This is a genomic window from Paenibacillus arenilitoris (assembly GCF_014705655.1).
Classification (GTDB): domain Bacteria; phylum Bacillota; class Bacilli; order Paenibacillales; family Paenibacillaceae; genus Pristimantibacillus; species Pristimantibacillus arenilitoris.
Genome location: NZ_JACXIY010000001.1, coordinates 292,326 through 310,616, shown reverse-complemented (window position 1 = coordinate 310,616; position 18,291 = coordinate 292,326). Strand labels below are relative to the sequence as shown.

Sequence of the window (18,291 nt, the reverse complement as noted above, 5' to 3'; positions counted from 1 at the left end):
CCCTCTACCCTTGTTTGGCCAGTCTGCGTTCCAGGCGAAGCGCCGCGTAGCTCAAAGGAAGAGTCAGCGCCAGGTAAAACACCGCAATGAAAATGTACGTATCGAAGGTGGCATACGTTTTGCTCGCAACCCTGTCGCCGAAATACATAAGATCCAGTCCGGCAATGACGCTGAGCACCGACGAGTTTTTGACCAGATTGATGAACTGGTTGCTAAGCGGCGGAATGACGATTTTGATCGCTTGCGGAAGGACGACGTACCTCATCGTTTGCACGTACGTGAGCCCGGATGAAAGCGCCGCTTCCGACTGGCCCTTCGATACGGACAGGATGCCCGCCCGGATGGCCTCCGCGATGAAAGCCGCGGTATATACCGTAAGGCCGATCGTTCCGGATACGAATCCGTTCAGCGTAATCCCGATCGTGGGCAGGCTGAGGTAAAACAAATAAACGACCAGCAGAAGCGGAATGTTGCGTATAAATTCGACGTAGACGGTCCCGAGCCATTGCAGCGGCTTGACGGACGAGATCCGGAATACCGCAAGAACCGTCCCGAGCGCAAAGCTGCCGAGCAGGGCAAGAACGCTGGCGTAGATCGTGTTCAGGAACCCTTCCAAATATACGTCAAAGTACTCGGTCAAGATCGAGAAATCCGGCATGGCTGATCCCCCCTCGCGAATTTGGCTCACGGACGGACGCGGGCGCCCGCGTCCGTAGCCCGTGCGTTACTCGGTCGGCTTCTCCCCGATCCAGCGCTCATATATGGCGTCATATTCGCCGCTCTCCTTAAGCTCCGCCAGCGCGGCGTTCACGGCATCCACAAGCGCCGTCTCGCCTTTCTTGATCGCGATGCCGTACGGCTCGTCGGTGAACGGCTCGCCGACGACCTCATAACCGGGATCCTGCGCCATCATGCCGTACAAAATCGCATTGTCCGTCGTCAGCACATCCCCTTGGCCCGCCTTGAGCGCGCTGAAGGCGTCCTGGTAATTATCGAATTCCAGCACGGTGGCGTCCGGCGCCGCTTCGATAATATTGTCTACGGAGGTGGAGCCCTTGACGGCCAGCACCTTCGTTCCTTTCGCAATATCTTCGATGCTTCGAATCGCGCTGCCTTTCTTGACGAGCAGCGACTGTCCGGCCTTGAAATACACCTCGGAGAAATCGACCTGCTCTCTCCGTTCCTCGGTAATGGTCATCGTCGCCACGATCAAGTCGATCTCCCCGTTGTCCAGCATCGGAATCCGGGTCTTCGAGGTCACTTCCTTCAGCTCGATCTTCGTCTCGTCGCCCACGATCGCTTTCGCCAGCGCCTTCGCGATATCGACGTCGAAGCCTTCGACTTCGTCGTTCGCGGGATTTTTCAGCCCGAACAGCTTCGTATCGAATTTAACCCCGACGACCAGTTTCCCCTTGCTTTGGATCGCGTCAAGCTGCGAGGCGCCGGCTTCCGCGTTCCCGCCCGCCGACCCCTGTTCGTCGCCCGCCTTCTCGCCTCCGCACCCTGCCAGCGTCAACAGCAATACCGACATCGCCACCGCCACTAACGTAAAGGACAGCTTTTTGTTCGTCTTCATCCTGCCTCTCCCCCTCGTTTCCTAATGATTCAACACGCGGTTCAAAAACAAGCGCGCCCGTTCCTCGCGCGGGCTGGTGAAAAATTCGCCGGGCGCCGCTTCCTCGACGATGCGCCCCTGATCCATGAACACGACGCGGTCGGCAACCTCCCGCGCAAATCCCATCTCGTGCGTGACGACGACCATCGTCATCCCCTCCTTCGCGAGCGCCTTCATTACGTCGAGCACCTCGCCGACCATCTCGGGATCGAGGGCGGACGTCGGCTCGTCGAACAGCATCACCTGCGGCTTCATCGCCAGGCCCCTGGCGATGGCCACGCGCTGCTGCTGTCCGCCCGACAGCTGAGACGGATATTGCCCGGCCTTGTCCGCGATCCCGACCTTCTCCAAATAGGACATCGCCGTTTGTTCGGCCTCCTGCCTCGTCAAGCCAAGCACTTTCATCGGCGCTAACGTAATATTGTCGATCACCTTGCGATGCGGGTACAAATTGAAATGCTGAAACACCATGCCGATATCCCGCCTCAGCTTGTTGATATCCGTCTTCTTGTCGTTGACCTGGTGGCCGCTGACGACCAGCTCGCCGCTCGTGACGGTTTCCAGACGGTTGATGCAGCGAAGCAGCGTGCTCTTGCCGGAACCGGACGGTCCCACGACGACGACGACCTCCCCCCGCTCGATTTGGAGATTGATCGCCTTCAGCACATGGAAATCGCCGAAATGCTTTTCAACCTGCCGAAATGAAATCATAGGCCCCTCCTCTCCCGCTTCATGCGACATTGTTGACAGCTGCAAGTAACATAAACTTACGCACATACTACAGACAAACTACGCAATCTTAGCGAATCCTACGCAAAATCCGAATCGCATGGCCAAAAAAACAAGGCTCCCGCGAAGACGCAGCTTCGGGAAGCCTTATGTAACAAAAGTGAAACTAGCCGCATCGGCTCCGCCGCCTATAATGAGAAGCAGAAGGAGGTCGTTCACATTATGGATAGAAGAAGATACGCAATCTGGGAAGGAAAAACATGGGGAACGCTGGGGGACAGCATTACGGCGGCTGGCGGGTACCAGCCGCTTGTCGGCGAAGCGCTCGGCTTCGCGCGGATATATAATCTCGGCCGGAGCGGCTGCCCGATGGCGGCCGGGACCGATCGCGACGACGGCGCGACAGTGAACGTCGGGGCGGCGATGGAGGAGCGGCCCGATTGCGTGACGATTTTTGCCGGCGTCAATGACTTCCGCCTCGGCATCCCGATCGGCGGCGTCGGCGGCAAGGACGTTCGGACCTTCGCGGGCGCTTATGCGGCGCTGATCGAGCGGCTCCTTGCCGCCAATCCGTCGTGCCGGATCAACCTGTGGACGCCTCTGCAGCGGGACAAGGACGGTTACGATATCCATTACGTCAACGATGCCGGTCACCGCCTGATCGATTATGCGGAGACCGTATTGCAAATCGGACGGCTGTACGCCCTCCCGGTGCTCGACCTCTATGCCGAGAGCGGAATAAATAGGCTGACCTTGCCGGTCTACACGACCGACGGCGTGCATCCGAACGAAGCCGGGCACCTGCGGATCGCCGGCATGGCCATCCCTTTTCTGGAACGGATCGGACAATAAGCGCCCGGGGCTTCGGCTTATTCCAACCCGCGGCGGAACCCGATTCTCCACGAGTCATACCGCGGCTGCCAGCCAAGCCGCTTCGCCTTGCCGTTCAGCGCCCCGCGCTCCCAGCCTTCGCCGCCGGCTCTCCTCGCGGGGGCCGGGGCGTTCACGGCACCGGCAAACGCCGGGAGCCACTCGATTCCCGCAGCCGGCTCGTTGTCCGTAATATTGTAGCAGCCGGGCGGCCAGTTCAACGCCTGTACGGCGGCGAGTGCGGCGTCCTGGACATGAATAAACGAACTGACGCCGTCCGTCGCCGGCAGCTGCCCCTCCCTCGCCTGCTCGGCCATCAAGCCGTCCGGCGCATACCAGGTTCCCGGCCCGTAGAACAGGCCGTAACGAAGGATGACGTGCTCAGGCATCTCGGCCACGGCGCTTTCGAGCGCATGCACGCTGTCGACGGTTAATTTCCTCGGCATAGCCGCATCCAGATGAAGCGGCTGATCTTCCTGCGCAGGCCCTTCGCCCGGCGCGTAAGCCCACGAGATGCTCTGCGCGACCATCCGGCGCGCACCGGCTTCAAGCGACGCGTCGACGAGGTTACGCGTCCCTTCGACGCGAAGCCTCGCATGCTCCGCGAAGTCTCTCGCGCCGAGCGACGTGAGCTGATGGATGACGGCATCGGGGCGGATGCCGCGAATAACCCGGAACGCCGCTTCGCGGTCGAACATGTCCAGCACGACGGGCTGCGCGCCCAGTCGGCTAAGCTCCACGGCATAGTTCCCCGTTCGGGTTGTGCCCGTCACCTCATGTCCTTGCTCGACCAGCATCGGAACGAGCGCCCTTCCGACCACGCCGCTTGCGCCCGCAACGAGAATTTTCATGTTTCTTCCTCCGTTCTGTGTTAGCTTACTTCATAAAGCAGCCGAGTGCGGCTAAGATTAAGGCCAAAACATGCTGTTCTTGTCGATTTCATAGACTTGCTTACGAATATTTATCTAAAAATCCATGACAGTCATTGTATCTGGATTCATCCTTCGTTTGAACCGCATCGGGAGAGTAGAAAGTTTTCAATTTCCTTTATACGCTTCTCAGGTTCACTTCTTTTTCCAATTGTGTTATCATACTTTTAAAGAAGCCGAGTGCGGCTAACACTCGGCTCAACAATTGGCTTGGATGGTTTATTCCCTTCTAAGTCACGGAATAAAAACCCACCTCTGGCGCAAACCTTTGGGTGGGTTTTTATTTTCTCTTGTTGTTTGAGTTAATGTATGTTAAAAGTGCAAGGATAAACGACCCAAACAGAAATATGATCGTCAGTGCATCCTTAACTTCCATGGCTTCACCTCCTTTCGAAGGGAAACCATGCCCACCCAAGATTCAATTGTCTTACCTATTGTATCATCATCTATCACATAGATGAAGAACATTTGTTCGGTTTATTGATCTTGGACTCGTCTGCCTATATCTGCTTCCTTTTAGCTTTCAACTATGCCTTCCTTATAATGGCTCATATCACCATGTAAAATAATCGTATGATTATTTTTATTGATCTCAATTTTACATAAACAGGTTGGGTAAATATATGGCGGGTTCCAGATATTTTTTAATTCACGCTGTTCAAAATAAGCCATGATCAGTTTTATTACCACAGTATGCGTAACAATGAAAATTGTCTTTCCTATATGCTCGCCTACAATATGATGCAACTTGTTTATAACTCGTTCATTTACTTGTTGGAAAGTTTCGCAATTCTCCACATAAAAAGCTTCAGGATCGTTCCAAAAGTTATGATATTGATGTGCATGCTTACTTTTTGCCTCGTCCTGCGTGATCCCTTCCCATATCCCAAGGTCTATTTCTCTAAACGCTTTACAAATATTAATAGGCAGAGGTCTATTACCTTTAAGTAATTCTGCGGTTTTAATAGCCCTTTGACTTGAACTTGAGTAAATCAGATCCATTTTATGATCTTTAAGTGATTCTCCCAGCCACATCGCTTGCTTAATGCCAAGTTCTGTTAAAGGAGAATCATTATGTCCTTGAAAACGCTTCTGAACATTCCATTCGGTTTGCCCGTGTCTTGTTAAATAAATTGTGGTCGTCTCACTCATAAAAATCCCCCTCAAATTATAATAATCCCATCAGGTCATCATGACGCTATTCCTGATTACATCGCAACACTTTTGCTCAATTTAATGGAGACCAAGAAGACCCAGGACAAGCCGGTAATTAAAGTGGCGCGTTGAATTAGACCGCCAATCGGAGAATCGTTCTCCCAAGCTGTTCCAAAGGCAAAGAAAAGGATCAGGGTTGTCAGACCCTCACTGCTGTTTTCCCTGCCAATAATAAATCGCCAGTTGTGTGCGGTCGCGAAGCTCCAGCTTGTCAAGAATTACCGTCAGCATGTTGCGTACCCTTCCTGTACTCAAGTACAACTGTTCACTGATTTCTTGGTTGGACAAGCCTCGCGCCACCAGTTCGACAATTTCGGTTTCCCGTTCAGTCAATTCCTGCAGATCCTCTCTGTTTGGTTCCATGATCGCTTTTAACACACTGGGACTCAAGACGGTTGAACCGGTTGACATTGCCCGAATTTGATCAGCCATATTTTCAATGGTGGACGATTTGAGCAGATAACCTACCGCGCCTGCATGTAAAGCCAGTCTGATGCTTCTCTCGTCCTGGAAAGTTGTAAGCATCATAATTTGAATATCGGGAAACTGCTGCTTAATTTTTATTGTGCTTTCAATGCCATCCATGACCGGCATCTGGATATCCATTAAAATGACGTCGGGCTGCCGTCCGCACATCTTAATCGCCTCCCGTCCGTTGTAAGCAACGCCGAGCACCTCGAAATCCGTCTCTTTCCCAAGCAACAGCTGCAGGCTTTGACAAACGAGCGGGTCATCATCAACGATTAGCAGCTTCACCACTTATTCCTCCTCTCTCAGCGGAAGCACACATACGAGCAAAAATCCGTTGTCTCCGCTGACGGACAAGCTCCCCCCCAATGAACGTGCCCGCATTTTCAGACTTCTCAGCCCGCTTCCGGGTTGCTGGCTCTGTCGAACTGTCCCGTTATCCTGCACCAGCAGGCGGATAATTGATCCCGCGGCCTCGACCTTTACTTCAGCCTTTGTTGCATCGCTGTGGCGGGCAATATTGGTTAAAGCTTCCTTCAAGCATGCTTCCAACAGCCCCCAATGATAAGCTGCAACGCGCAGCAAGTCGCCCGATTTTCGAAAGGAGATGCTCACTTGCTGAAAATAGAGTGCCACATACTCCAAATTTTCAACACCTATTGGGGCGATAGGGGTTGCGTTATGCACGGTCTCTCTCAGGTTTAGTGTACTACGCTTGAGTCGCCGTTTGACCTCTTGCAGCAGCTTGTGGGCCTCGTCAGGCTCTTCAACGTATTCATGCGCTTGCAGCGCCAACGCGGCTCCGGTCAAGTCGTGGCCTAAATGATCGTGAAGCTGCCGTGCCATCCGGTAACGCTCCATCAGCTCTGCTTGCTGTGCAACCGATTGTTGGGCTGCAAGCAGGTCAATTTTTACCCGTTCCAGCTCATATCTTGCTTTGCGCTGCTCATCAGCCTCCTCCTTGTATTGCTGTTGATTGAGTGAGTAAGCATAAGAAAAAAAACCAACAAACAAGGCCAGGACAAAATAACAGAACAGCCATGCGGAAGGGAACGGCGCAACAAATAATCCGATGAAAAATAATAAGGCGAAGAGCCACTTGCCGCGTTGCGCCAATTCAAAAATCGGCAGGGCCAGTCCGTAGTAGCTAACTGCATGATAAGGAAAGTAGAGGAAGCAGACGAAGGCATCCAACGCCACGGACCAGGCCGGCAAGTTGAACCGCCAACGCAAGCTTGTCAAGAGAATTAGAAACAGGAGCAGGATGAAATCGTACGCCGCGAATTCGCCGCTAATCCAATAATACGTAAGAAAGCCAAGATTGAGTAAACGCCAGCCGTTGACAAACCGTGCCGGTTCCATGTACGATTTCATCCAATCCCTCCCGGTTTATTGCATCTTGCGGGTGCTTCCCAGTACAAGAAATACAAGGGTGTACAGCCACAACACACCATTAATCAACATAAAATTAGAGGTTTGTCGCCCGTATACGACCCAATTCAAACCTTCAGCAAACCAAAATGTCGGGAGAATGACAGCGATTCGCTTCATCAGGTCCGGAAACATTTCGAGAGGCATCATGATGCCTCCCATTAATACCATAAGGAAGATAAGAGACATATAGACGAGAAACGCGATATCCTTATTACGAAAAATCGAAATCCAGGCTAACGCGATAGCCAGCGCCGTAAAACTGAAAGATAGATATAGAGTGAAAAGAGCGAATGGCTGATACAACTCCTGTCCCCTTAGCAATCCGCCAACAATGACAATGGCACATTGCAAAATTAGAATAACGAAATAGGCAAATAAATTTTGACTTAAATAATGAAAATAACGGATTGGGGCAACGGATAATCGTTTGATGACTCCTCTGGCCCGGTCTTCAATAATAATTTGGGTTAATCGGATTGCAACAAAAAGGATGATAATACCGAAATATTGGTAGCCGTAGGGTAGCGCCGGCCAAGCTTCCCCAGCCGGAAAAAAAATGCACGCGATCGGGGCAAGGGTCAAAAAAATAAGGTTAGTGAGGGACCCAAAGCTTCTTTTTAAAGTAAAATAAAATATCGTCACTTTAACCGCTTCCTTCCCACAACGATCATGACGAGGAACAGGGTGACAATCGCCGCCAATACAATATTTGCTTGAAGCCAAGCTTCTGCCCAATTCCCGTTGCCTCCTGCCCTCACGGCGCCGATCGACAGAGTGAGGGGGTTTCCGTAAGATCCCAGAAAATCGAACACCGCATTTTGCGGCATGGGAAAGAACAGTCCGGCCAGCATGACAAAGCCAACGCCATATATTTCGCTTAACCGTCCCGCCAGCTTGAACTTTTTCACAACACAGGTGAATATGACACATACAATGCTTGATAATACGGACATCAACGTTATAAGATAAATGGTCCAAGCCCAGTTGTTCCATACCATGCCGAGGACATATTGGCTGTAGATCATTAGGACAATGCCAAGCAACACCGAGAAGATAGAGCCAAATATCATGATCGACAAAGCATACATGGTTCGATTAAAAGGCGCAACAAACATGCGCTCTCGATTAAGCGTAAACAAATCATAATTCAAATAGTGCATAACCGACGAACCGCCAAAAAGCTGGAATGTAAGCACCATCGTCAGCGCAGTTTCATTAAAATAAGGATTTCCTTCCTCATTCGTCATGCCTGACAGGATTAAGGAAAATATTGTAAGCATTACAATGGGAACGATAAGTAGTAATAGCAAACCGATATAATTGCGGACAAGCCGCAGCATCGTAAATTTCGTCGTTGAGAGAACTCTCATCGTTATTCCCCCTTATCTCTTAATTGTTTGCCCGTCAATGTGAGAAAAACATCCTCCAGATTGGGCTTGTCGGCTTGAATGCCGAGCACGCTGGAATATTCCTTGACGACAGACAAAATACGGTCGAGATTCCCGGTACCGGCTGCGGATATAACCGTAATTTGACTTCCAGAGGCGATAACTTGTCGTACGCCTGTAATTTTCTCTAATTTGTCGAGCGGGATGATGTCGGGATCAGAGACATCGAATTTGACCTTTTCTTCATGTTGAATCGTTTGAATGAGCTGCTGCACGGTGCCTTCTTTAATGACTTGACCCTGGTCGATTATAATGACGCGGGAAGCGACTTCTTGGACCTCTTCCATATAATGCGTCGTATATAAAAGGGTTGTGCCCTGGTCGCGAAGTTTTTTGACCGACTCCAAAATATGATTTCTTGACTGGGGATCTATTCCGACGGTTGGTTCGTCCATAATAAGAAATTTGGGACGATGAGTCAGCGCACAAGCGATGTTGAGACGGCGCTTCATACCGCCGGAAAATTTGTGCGGTATCTTGTCCGCCTGATCGGTAAGGCCGACAAACTCCAGTGCTTCTGCCACTCTCCGTTTCTTTTCTTCTCCGCGCAAGCCATATACGCCGGCAAAAAAATGGAGGCACTCTTTGGCGGTTAGCTCTTCGAATATGGCAACCTCTTGTGTAACGAGGCCCAGCTTTTCCTTATTGGCGTTAGAAAATGGATTTTGCGACTGGCCGAATAGCGAGATCTTGCCTTTGTCGGCAGGTAGCATACCTGTCAACGTTTGAATTAACGTCGTTTTGCCTGCTCCGTTGGGGCCGAGCAAGCCGACAATTTCCCCTTCATAGATATCCAGATCAATATAATCAAGCGCTACGTAGGAGCCGTATCTTTTCAGGACGCCTTGCATGGAGGCGATTGTCATCTTCATCATCCTTTCGGTTATGAGTCATCCTCAGTATGTCATATCGGTTTTTGGGCAAATAGTTACATTTGTCACTAAATCAGCGGGGTGCAAATATGAGGGCTGAAGGACTGAACCACTACAACGTAAAAAAGGCAATCCCTCCATAAGGGACTGCCCCTGTATTGCCTGCTACCTTCTTTAACGTTCCCCCTGAAAAGCGTTACGACGCCGCTACGCCTTCGCTCTCCTTCTCGATCTTGATCCAGCTCATCATCGGCTTGGAGCCGCCCGCCTTGACGGCCTTCACGACGAGCTCTCCGTTCGTCACCTCGATCGCTTCGAACGCTTTCGCTTCCCGGTTCGAACCGATGACGTATTCGGACAGCTTCGTTTCCCCATTTATCGTCAGCTGCATGACCCGGTCGGCCGCGTTCCACGGATCGAAGAAGCCGACCGTCACTTTATACGTGCCGTTAGGCAGTTGGAACCGGTAGGCAAGCCCTTTGCCGTTCTCGGACCCGTCGTACTGACGGATCGTTTCATAGGCGTCGGTCGGCGAGGTGTGCGCCCAGGTCAGCCCGTTATCGGCTTCGTACCCCCATTTCACGCCCGTTACGGGATCGCTGCCGTATTCCTGGTCCTCCTGCGACTGCAGCGCGCCGAGTCCTTCTCCGTCCTCCAATTGGCCGGGTGTCCCGTCGCCGGCGTCGACGTAATAAACGACGCTGCCGGCACTCCGGTTCGGAGTGGCTTCCGCCGGAGCCGACGCCGCCTCCTCCGTGCCGCGAATCGCGACGACACTAAACGTATAGGCGACGCCGTTCGCAAGCCCCGTCACGATCGCAGATCCCGGAGCCGCCTCAAGCTCGACGGGCGCGGACCCGCTGCCGTCTGCTTCCGCATACCGGATAATGTAGCCATCCGCTCCGTCAACTTCCCGGTAGTGCAGGGCGACAAGCCCGTCGCCCTCCTTCGCCTCGTAAATCTCGGGCTTCGCGGTCAGATGGCCCGCGTCGCGGGTTACGCCCAAATAATCGAACCCGGCGCCGGACCAGCTGTGGAGACCGATGCGTCCGCTCTTGTAGACCGTGTCCGTCACCGCAAAGATCCGCTCGCCGTCAAGGTAGCCCTCGATCTGTTTGCCGTTCAGGCGGACCTCCAGCTTATAATATTCGCCCGGCTTGGCGGTGAACGGTACCGGGGGCTGCAGATGCTGTCCGTCTCTTCTGAGGAACAGCAGCCCGTTCTCGTATCCGAACAGATAGCCCTTCGAATAGCTTCCGCCGCGGAAAGCGATTCCCCAATCCGCGTCCGCCGACGCATGCTTGGCGACCGCCGTTACGGTTCCGTCGACCAGCTGCACGTCCCGGACGCCTAGCGCGCCTTGCCCGCTTGCGGAGCCGTGCTTCAGCAAGCCGTCTTCCATCGTCCACTGGCTCAAATCCTGGTTGTACTTTGACAAATCCCCCGAATTAAAATCGTCCTCGAACCGAACCTCTCCGGCTCCCGGCGTCACTTCCGCCTCCGCGTAGCCGGTTCCTTTGCCGCCTTGGCCGACCGTCGCAACGCGAACGACGACGGGCGAGCCGTTCGTCAGGCCGTTCAGCTCGATGTCGTTGACGGCGATTTGCTCGGCATCGTTATTCGGCGATCCGGAAACCGCTTGGACAAAATAGCCGACTGCGCCTTCTACCGGAGCAAACGTGATGAGCGCTTTCCGGTCTCCGGGAACGACGATCAGCTTGCTCGGGGCCGGAATGTCCGGCGTCATCCGGAATTCGGCGGAAGGAGGACTTACGTTTTTGCCGTCGACGGCTTCTAAGACGCCGTAATAGATTGTGCCGTTCGCGAGACCTTCGACCCGAATCGTGCCGTTCGGCGGTGCGGCGGCCGATCGCTTGTCGTATTTTCCGGGCTGCGTGCCATAGCGGACGCGATAGGCGGGTACGCCGATTCCGGTGTCATAGGCGATCGCAAAGCCGCCATCGATGGCTTCGGCCTTCACCCCGGCAGGCGCGAGCAGCGCCGGCGTGCCGTAAGCGCGATGGGATTGCGGGCCGTAGCCGTTGCCGTTCCGGGCCCGTACGGTGACGAAATAGCGCTCGCCGTTCTTCAAGCCATGCAGGACGAAAGCGTCTTCGGACATCCCCGTCAATTTCCGAACCTTCGCGTCGTGCTTAGTTCCGTATCGCACTTCATATTCATAAGCGCCCTTCGGAGCCTTGAATTCGACCTGCAGCCCTTTGTTCACAGCCTTGACGGCTGTGATCTCCGGAGCGTCCGGCTTCTTGTTCGCTTTCACGACATCTCCGCTAAGCGTTACGACGGAACGGGCGGGAATGACCGTTTCGATCGTGCCGTCCTTTCGAACCGGAATATCCGCCTCTCTGGCCAAATCCTTGTCTGAGGAGGTGACATAGGGCTTCATGACGAAGACGGCTTCCTGCTTGTCGAGCCCGCCGAGCGAGAGCTTCACGCGTTTGTCCTCCGCTCCGTCGTTGACGAAGACGGCCGTGACGGTGTCCTCCCCTGCGTGACGGTAGGCGGAACCGAACAGCCCGCTTCGCGCCTGTTCGTCAAGCCCCGTCAGGGCGATGCGCTCGGCGCCGGGACGAATGAATTTGCTGTAGTTGCCGAGCGCCCACAGCATTTTGGAAGGGAGGATCGTTTGTTCGTCGCCCGGGTTGTTGTAATCGGTATAGATCAGGCCATCCTTGTAATCCTCCTTGGAGACGGCCGTCCACCACTGCCAGGCCGACGCGTTCGCCCGCGTCAAGTCGAAATGGATCGTTCGGGCGATATGGAGGGCGGGATCGATGCCGAGGTCGCGGCCCGGTCCGTAGGAACCGAGGATGCAATACTCGCTCATCCAGTATTTCGCTTGCGGGTCGTATTTCATCAAATTGGCATGCAGCAAATCCCTCAGCTCGCCGAGACGGTCATCGCCGGGATTGCTGTAATCGGACCAATAGGAATGCGAGGCGATTTTGTTGCCGACCGCTTCCTTGAGCGCCGGATCGCCCAGCAGATCCTTAATATATTCGCGGTATTTGCCAAGCCCGAGGCTGTTCGACCCGCCCGTGTAACGATCCTGGTTCGCGAACGTCTTATAGACGTCATCGTCGAGCAGCGCCGTAATTTCGACGCCGTCCGGCGCGCTGATTTGCGTCTCGAGCCCTCTCTCTTGCAGCTGCCGGTACAGCTCGAGAACGACGCGCTTCATATCGTCGTTGTTGTAGCGGTTGCCCTCCTGGCCGGCCTTGTTCCAATCCCAGGTCGGTTCGTTGATCGGACTGATATAATCGAACCGGAGCCCTTCCTGTTGAAAATGCTCCAAGACGTCGGCCAAGTAATCGGCGAATTCGTCCTCGTAGCCGTCCTTCAAGTTCGTGGAGCCTACCGTCTGATCCGGCTGGGCGTGCCCGTTCTTCGTCATCCATACCGGCGGGCTGTTGACGAACCCGATCAACGTATCGACGCCCCGCTCCTTCGCGGCGTTCAGAAACCATTGCTGCCCGGCTTGCTTGCTCCAATCGTAAGCGCCGTCCTCCGCCTGCTTGAACGCTTCCGCGCGCCGCCAAGGATTCGTAATGATCGCCCGGTCCGTCTCCGCGGAGCCGGCTCCGATGTTGAAGCGCCACGCGGACAAGCCGATCCCCTTATCTCTGGAGAACAGAAGATCCGCGACGCGCGTTTTGTTCTCCTCCGTCCAGTTGCTGCCGATCGGATCCATCGACCACGCGTCGGACGCGCCGAAGTTATCGATCGTCTGATACGTGCGCGAGGCGTCGATGGTTAGAAGCGCGTCAAACGAGTCCTTCTTGCCCGCATCCGCGGCGAACGCGAAATTGCCCGCCGGGGCGGCGCAGCATGCAACGCTAAGCAATGCCGCGGCCGTGCTTTTTTTGAACAGAGACCTTTTCAATCGAGACTACCTCCTAGAGTTGGGATGGTACTTTCCGTTAATCGAATACGGCAAGGCCTGTTTCTTGAAACCGGTTTCATGAAACCGGTTTCCAAATGCTTCAAATAAAGAGGAATCCCCGTGGTGCAGCGGGCATCCGCATCTTCGATTTTACAACGCGCCCTTCCGATTATCATCCGACTTCCTACCTAAAAACACGGGGCCGCGAGCAGCGGCTTTTGTCTCTTTATGAGAAATCGCGCGAAGATGATAGCATTCGCCGCAAACAAAAGAAAGGATAGGCTTGCGGCAGGCTAGCCTAATTTCAGCATACCGCCCCGCCAAGCGACAATGGGCTAGCCTATCCTGGATCTGGTACAGTAACTTTTGAGCATCGCGTCCCCTTTTTCGGCCTATCCTGTATTTTTCGCAGTAACTTTACGTGTTGGAGGCCCCATATCGGAATATGGGGCCTTTTTCATTGGATGAAATCCACTATAGAAGCTAAAAGAGCGAAAATATCGCTTTTATATTGGATGAAATCCAACATAAGCTTGCAGCGGGCTAGCCTTATTTCAGCATAAGCTTGCTGCGGGCTAGCCTAAATCCGGTATAAGCTCGCAGCCTCGAAGCCTGCCGAAGGCGATCCTTATCGTTTACCCCCGATCATGCGGCACGGTAACCTCTGCGGTAACGGCTGTCTGATTGCCCGCCCGGTCGGTGGCCGTATACGTAATCGTATAGGTCCGCGATTTCTCCGCGCGCAGGTAGAAGGTATCGGCGGCTGTGCCGATCTCGGCCTGAATATCGCCTTTGCAGCCATCCGGCCGATCGCATGTTACGGACGTTAATACGACCGACGCCACGCCCGATCCGGCATCGCTCGACGTCAGCTTGGCCCTTACCTTCACCATTTTATGATTCGGCGGCCATATCGACTTCTTATCCAAGCGGACGGACAGCTTGGGCGACGTCTTATCGACGTTCACCGTGACCGAGTGCGGCTGCTCCGCATTGCCCGCAGCGTCCACGCTCCAATATGTGATCGTATGCGATCCTTCGGCGGTCAGCGCCACCTCGTTCCCGGTTTGCCGCTCGCCGCCGTTAACGGTGTAATAGGTAGCCGCTACGCCGGAATCCGAATCGGCGGCATGGAGGGTAACGCGCGTATCCCGGTTCGCCCAGCCTTCCGGCGCGTCGTCCGTCGTAACCGGCGGCGTCCGGTCCGCCGCTTTCACTTCGCCGTGCAATCGCAATTCCGCCATGTTGCCGAACCATGCATTCGGATTGTAGATCCGGATATAACGGTACGGCACCTTGCCGCTGACGGCAATGCTTTGCCACTCCGCCGTAGCCGCGGCCGCCTCCGAGATCGTCGTCCACGCCGCAAGATCGTTGGAGCCTTGAACGACGGCGCCTCGAATTCTGGCATAGTAATTGTCTTGTCTGGCGAGCAGCTCAATACTCGACAACACGGCACGGGCTTCCTTGAAGTCGAACGCAATGTAGCTACCCGCCCCGCCGCCGTTCAAGCGGAAATCGGAATTCGTGCCGGGCTTGTTGTCGAATAGATAGCCCGTCTGCTTGAGCGTTTCCGCCGCGGGCCTTCCCGAGGTCGAATCCAGCAGATCGGCGATGCCGGTCACGTCGCGTATCCATTCCGATTCGTCGCTCAGATACAGCTTGGAACCGTCGGTCGCGGTATAAACCGTCTCTCCCTTCGTTCCGTCCATCTCCTCGTAGTCGATGACGAATTTTACCGGACCTGTCCGGGACTTATCGTCCAGAATGGCCTCGGCGGTCCAATTGACGTTGTCCTCCGTACGAACCGTCGCAGCCTTGCCCTGGATGACGACCTTGACGTTGCGAATCGCTTCCTTGGCTCCGATCGTGATTCTGACCGTGTCGCCGAGCACGATTCTGCCGCTCACGCTTTGGTCGGAGCCGATCGAGACGGACGCCAGCTTGTTGTTCGTCTCATGACGCTTGCCATGGATTCTAAGCTCGGCAAGCTCAAGCATATTTTGAATTTCGCCGCGAAGCACGTCGGGCTGCGGGTCGATCAACTGAATTTTAAGATACCGGAACCGGGCATCCTTGTAAGCTTCGTCCACTTCAAGCGTTGCGACGCCGTCGGTGAACGCCGTTTGCCCCGGCGTGATCCGCGTCCAATTCTCTCCGTCGTTGGAGCCATACACCGTCGAGCCCGCCATCCGGTCCACGAAATTCATCCGGCCTTCGAAAGCGAACGAATCGGCCGAAACATTGTAGTCGAGCCCGAAATCCAGGATGTGGAACAAATTCGGGTACGGCGCCAGCGAATAGACCGGGAACGTGTTGTCGTTGCCGTCCGTGAGAAGCGAAATCGCGCTGCCGAAGGTGGACGTCACGATCTTGCCGTAGTCCATGCTTCCGTCGGAAGGTAACGTAGGCGTCAACAATTGAAGGCTTTCGGCCGCGCTCCTTAGAGTCTGCAATTGCCGGTAGAACGCTTCGTCTGTCGCGGTCGCGAGCTGGCTCAACGTCTCGTCATACGCGGCTTGAAATTGGTTCAACGACGCAGTCGCATATTCGGCGTCCGGCGCATAGATCGCAGACGCCGCTTCTACGGCGGAAGCCCGGTCGCCGGCGACCGTTACGGCGACGTTCTTGACCGCGGCCGTCGTACCGTCGAACGCTTCGACCAGGAAGGAATACGTTCCGGCTTCCGCGGGCCGCCAGGAGAAGGAGCCGGTGTCCGCATCGAACGAAGCGCCTTGCGGACTATTCGCCATCGAATAGGCGAGGACATCCGATTGACCGGCATCCTCCGCCGAGAAATCGAGGTTTACCGGCGCGCCGATGAAAGCGACGAGCTGCAAATCCGAATTCCCGTCCTTGAAGGCCGGAGGCGTCAGCTGCTCACCCGCTTTGACGTTAAGGTGATCGATGTCGACCGTCGCGCCCTCTCCGATCACGTACATGTAGAGGAGGCTGTAATCGCCGTCAAGCTGGCCGTAGGTCACCCGGCCGATCCCCATGTCATAGGTCATATATTTCCACTGACCGTTCGTGTCCGGCAGCGTCAACGAATGGTACGGCGCCGTACCGTATTCCTTGCTCAGCTCGAGCTTGGCCGTTCCGTCGGTCCGAAACTTGATGCCGATCAGGCGGGAATTCGCGCGATTCGCATACGACACGTTGTGCAGAACGAACTTGCTTCCCTGCTCCGTCGCGGTCGTCCGCACGAAAGCGCCGCCGCCCTCTTGAACGGTCGCCGTATGAGGGTCGAAAGCGGTGTACCGGTCCTCCGCTTCCACCAGCGCGTCGCTTGTCTGTTCCGCTGGGAGGTACTTTGCCCCTTCGGCCTCCGCTTCCTTCGGGATATAGAGCCAGAAGTCCCCGCCGCCGTCGGGACTTTCCCACGCTTGCCGAAGCGATCCTTGATAGTAGTAATTGGAAGGTATCCGCTTCGCGAACGCTTCGTGGAAATAAGGGGCCTTCTCCGCCAAATTAACCCCTTTCGCGTAGGTGTAGTAATAGTACATGTCCCAAAATTGGGCCGTATTCATCCTGCCCCGATACGAGTCCGAAAACTTATGGTAAATTCCCTTCACCGAGCCGTCCGGGAAAATCGAGAACGGCGTCGGCACCCACGGCGTGTCGTAGCCGAGCATGTACTGCCAGAAAAAGTCCGCGGCCGCCAGCACGCGGTCATCCAGAAACTCGTAATACCCTACCGCGTCGTCCTCCTCGGATACGGTTCCATCCGCCGGATCGACCTTGGTCCCCTGCGCCAGAAACATTCGCGAGAGAATGGCCGCGTTCGTCAAATCGCCGGCCCCGTGCGCCTGATCCCGGCCCATCTCCACATGCTGGACGACCGGCTCGTCCAGCTTCTCCCCGGTCGCCGCGTTCGTGTCGACCAGCCGGAACAATTGCTTGATCGAGCCGTTGAAGCCCTGATTGCCCGCCGTCTTGTTCACGGTCGCCCATTCGACCGCTTCGTCGTATCGCTCCCGGTTATCGGTGAAGATGTAACCCGCCATCGCCCCCAGCAGCGGATAATTGTGCTGGTTCATGAAATGGTCGTTATCGTGCTGGAACGTCTCGATGACCGGCTGGATCAGGTTGGTCGTAAAATCGGCCGTATCCTTCCCGGTCCACGCCAGCTCCTCCGTCGGCGAGCCGGAATACCTTAACAGCTCCGCCGCCGTGACCATCCGGTTGAGCGGAATGCCCGTATGGATATGCGCGTCGGTAAAATATTTGTATTTCGCCGGATCCATTTGCGACCAGATGCGAATAATGCGCATGGCGTTCGCCCGGTAGACCTCTTCGCCCGTAATATAATACATCAGCGCTTGCGTATACGCTTTCAATCCGTCAGCGATAAATCGCGAGTTAAAGCCTTGGCTGTCAAAGGCGACGACGTCCGGCTTCGTCGGATCGGCGGCGCTCTGATTGCTGGATGCGACCGTCTTCGAGGCGGTCGCGGATACGGTCATCGCCTTAAAGTAGGAATACCAAGGCTCCCGCTGCGCCAATACTTGCGTTCGCATATTTTCCAGTATCGGCTTGGTCAATCCGACGCCCGGATGCGTAAAGCCGTTGGTAACGGTTTCATGAATCTCCGCGGTATAGCCGCTTCCCGTCGTTCCTTCAGCGTCCGGGCCCGCTGCCGCAGCCGGTGCGGCGGGCGCAGCCGATGCGGCCAGACTTACGGTTACGACGACCGCCAGCATGCGCCTCCATAACTCCCCGAATGGAAATGCCTTTTTGCGTTTCATCAGTTACCTCCTTGAGATGGATTCACTTCGATAAACAGGGATTCTCCTGCCTCTCGCTTTAA

General features: G+C 54.9%; 14 protein-coding genes. 1 reads left to right on the top strand and 13 read right to left on the bottom strand.

The genetic code is table 11. The annotated features are described in order from the left end of the window. Positions 1–4: 4 nt before the first annotated feature. The 3 genes from IDH41_RS01035 to IDH41_RS01025 all read right to left on the bottom strand — a co-directional run bounded on the left by IDH41_RS01035 (position 5) and on the right by IDH41_RS01025 (position 2,326). Complete coding sequence (locus tag IDH41_RS01035) at positions 5–658, bottom strand: amino acid ABC transporter permease (RefSeq protein WP_190857444.1); 654 nt, start codon at positions 656–658, stop codon at positions 5–7. 66 nt (positions 659–724) lie between these two features. Next, positions 725–1,576, bottom strand: coding sequence for an ABC transporter substrate-binding protein (locus tag IDH41_RS01030; RefSeq protein WP_190857442.1), 852 nt, complete (start codon positions 1,574–1,576; stop codon positions 725–727). A 21-nt stretch (positions 1,577–1,597) separates the two neighbouring features. Continuing rightward, the gene (locus IDH41_RS01025; RefSeq protein WP_190857439.1) at positions 1,598–2,326 is read right to left on the bottom strand and encodes an amino acid ABC transporter ATP-binding protein; all 729 of its coding nucleotides are present in this window, start codon (positions 2,324–2,326) and stop codon (positions 1,598–1,600) included. A gap of 240 nt (positions 2,327–2,566) precedes the next feature. Between IDH41_RS01025 and IDH41_RS01020 the strand changes: the two genes are divergently transcribed. Beyond that, positions 2,567–3,196, top strand: a complete 630-nt coding sequence (locus IDH41_RS01020; RefSeq protein WP_190857437.1) for an SGNH/GDSL hydrolase family protein — start codon at positions 2,567–2,569, stop codon at positions 3,194–3,196. Positions 3,197–3,213: 17 nt separating this feature from the next. Here the strand turns inward: IDH41_RS01020 and IDH41_RS01015 are convergent, their stop codons facing one another. The 10 genes from IDH41_RS01015 to IDH41_RS00975 all read right to left on the bottom strand — a co-directional run bounded on the left by IDH41_RS01015 (position 3,214) and on the right by IDH41_RS00975 (position 18,229). Beyond that, complete coding sequence (locus IDH41_RS01015) at positions 3,214–4,065, bottom strand: NAD-dependent epimerase/dehydratase family protein (RefSeq protein ID WP_190857435.1); 852 nt, start codon at positions 4,063–4,065, stop codon at positions 3,214–3,216. A 358-nt stretch (positions 4,066–4,423) separates the two neighbouring features. After that, positions 4,424–4,519 (bottom strand): competence inhibitor ComI, encoded by a 96-nt coding sequence (gene comI, locus IDH41_RS31120; RefSeq protein WP_223829340.1) that lies wholly within the window; start codon positions 4,517–4,519, stop codon positions 4,424–4,426. 140 nt (positions 4,520–4,659) lie between these two features. Next, positions 4,660–5,295 (bottom strand): histidine phosphatase family protein, encoded by a 636-nt coding sequence (locus tag IDH41_RS01010; protein WP_190857433.1) that lies wholly within the window; start codon positions 5,293–5,295, stop codon positions 4,660–4,662. A gap of 210 nt (positions 5,296–5,505) precedes the next feature. Beyond that, on the bottom strand, positions 5,506–6,114 hold the full coding sequence (locus tag IDH41_RS01005; RefSeq protein WP_190857431.1) for a response regulator transcription factor: 609 nt from the start codon (positions 6,112–6,114) through the stop codon (positions 5,506–5,508). A gap of 3 nt (positions 6,115–6,117) precedes the next feature. Next, a complete protein-coding gene (locus IDH41_RS01000) occupies positions 6,118–7,200 on the bottom strand; it encodes a sensor histidine kinase (RefSeq protein ID WP_190857429.1) in 1,083 nt (360 codons plus the stop codon). A 15-nt stretch (positions 7,201–7,215) separates the two neighbouring features. Further along, positions 7,216–7,995 (bottom strand): ABC transporter permease, encoded by a 780-nt coding sequence (locus tag IDH41_RS00995; RefSeq protein WP_223829339.1) that lies wholly within the window; start codon positions 7,993–7,995, stop codon positions 7,216–7,218. Then, complete coding sequence (locus tag IDH41_RS00990) at positions 7,899–8,630, bottom strand: ABC transporter permease (RefSeq protein ID WP_190857427.1); 732 nt, start codon at positions 8,628–8,630, stop codon at positions 7,899–7,901. The genes IDH41_RS00995 and IDH41_RS00990 overlap by 97 nt, the downstream gene beginning before the upstream one ends. A gap of 2 nt (positions 8,631–8,632) precedes the next feature. After that, on the bottom strand, positions 8,633–9,574 hold the full coding sequence (locus IDH41_RS00985; RefSeq protein WP_190857425.1) for an ABC transporter ATP-binding protein: 942 nt from the start codon (positions 9,572–9,574) through the stop codon (positions 8,633–8,635). Between the two features lie 202 nt (positions 9,575–9,776). After that, positions 9,777–13,481: a glycoside hydrolase gene (locus IDH41_RS00980; protein ID WP_190857423.1), complete on the bottom strand. Its 3,705-nt coding sequence runs from the start codon at positions 13,479–13,481 to the stop codon at positions 9,777–9,779. Between the two features lie 635 nt (positions 13,482–14,116). After that, positions 14,117–18,229 carry an OmpL47-type beta-barrel domain-containing protein gene (locus tag IDH41_RS00975; RefSeq protein WP_190857420.1) on the bottom strand — a complete coding sequence of 1,371 codons (4,113 nt, stop codon included), beginning with the start codon at positions 18,227–18,229 and terminating at the stop codon, positions 14,117–14,119. Positions 18,230–18,291 lie beyond the last annotated feature (62 nt).

Bases quoted from the DNA above. Each gene is read 5' to 3' on its own strand.
- IDH41_RS01035 (WP_190857444.1), bottom strand. From the start codon at position 658: ATGCCGGATTTCTCGATCTTGACCGAGTACTTTGACGTATATTTGGAA.
- IDH41_RS01030 (WP_190857442.1), bottom strand. From the start codon at position 1,576: ATGAAGACGAACAAAAAGCTGTCCTTTACGTTAGTGGCGGTGGCGATG.
- IDH41_RS01025 (WP_190857439.1), bottom strand. From the start codon at position 2,326: ATGATTTCATTTCGGCAGGTTGAAAAGCATTTCGGCGATTTCCATGTG.
- IDH41_RS01020 (WP_190857437.1), top strand. From the start codon at position 2,567: ATGGATAGAAGAAGATACGCAATCTGGGAAGGAAAAACATGGGGAACG.
- IDH41_RS01015 (WP_190857435.1), bottom strand. From the start codon at position 4,065: ATGAAAATTCTCGTTGCGGGCGCAAGCGGCGTGGTCGGAAGGGCGCTC.
- comI (WP_223829340.1), bottom strand. From the start codon at position 4,519: ATGGAAGTTAAGGATGCACTGACGATCATATTTCTGTTTGGGTCGTTT.
- IDH41_RS01010 (WP_190857433.1), bottom strand. From the start codon at position 5,295: ATGAGTGAGACGACCACAATTTATTTAACAAGACACGGGCAAACCGAA.
- IDH41_RS01000 (WP_190857429.1), bottom strand. From the start codon at position 7,200: ATGAAATCGTACATGGAACCGGCACGGTTTGTCAACGGCTGGCGTTTA.
- IDH41_RS00990 (WP_190857427.1), bottom strand. From the start codon at position 8,630: ATGAGAGTTCTCTCAACGACGAAATTTACGATGCTGCGGCTTGTCCGC.
- IDH41_RS00985 (WP_190857425.1), bottom strand. From the start codon at position 9,574: ATGACAATCGCCTCCATGCAAGGCGTCCTGAAAAGATACGGCTCCTAC.
- IDH41_RS00975 (WP_190857420.1), bottom strand. From the start codon at position 18,229: ATGAAACGCAAAAAGGCATTTCCATTCGGGGAGTTATGGAGGCGCATG.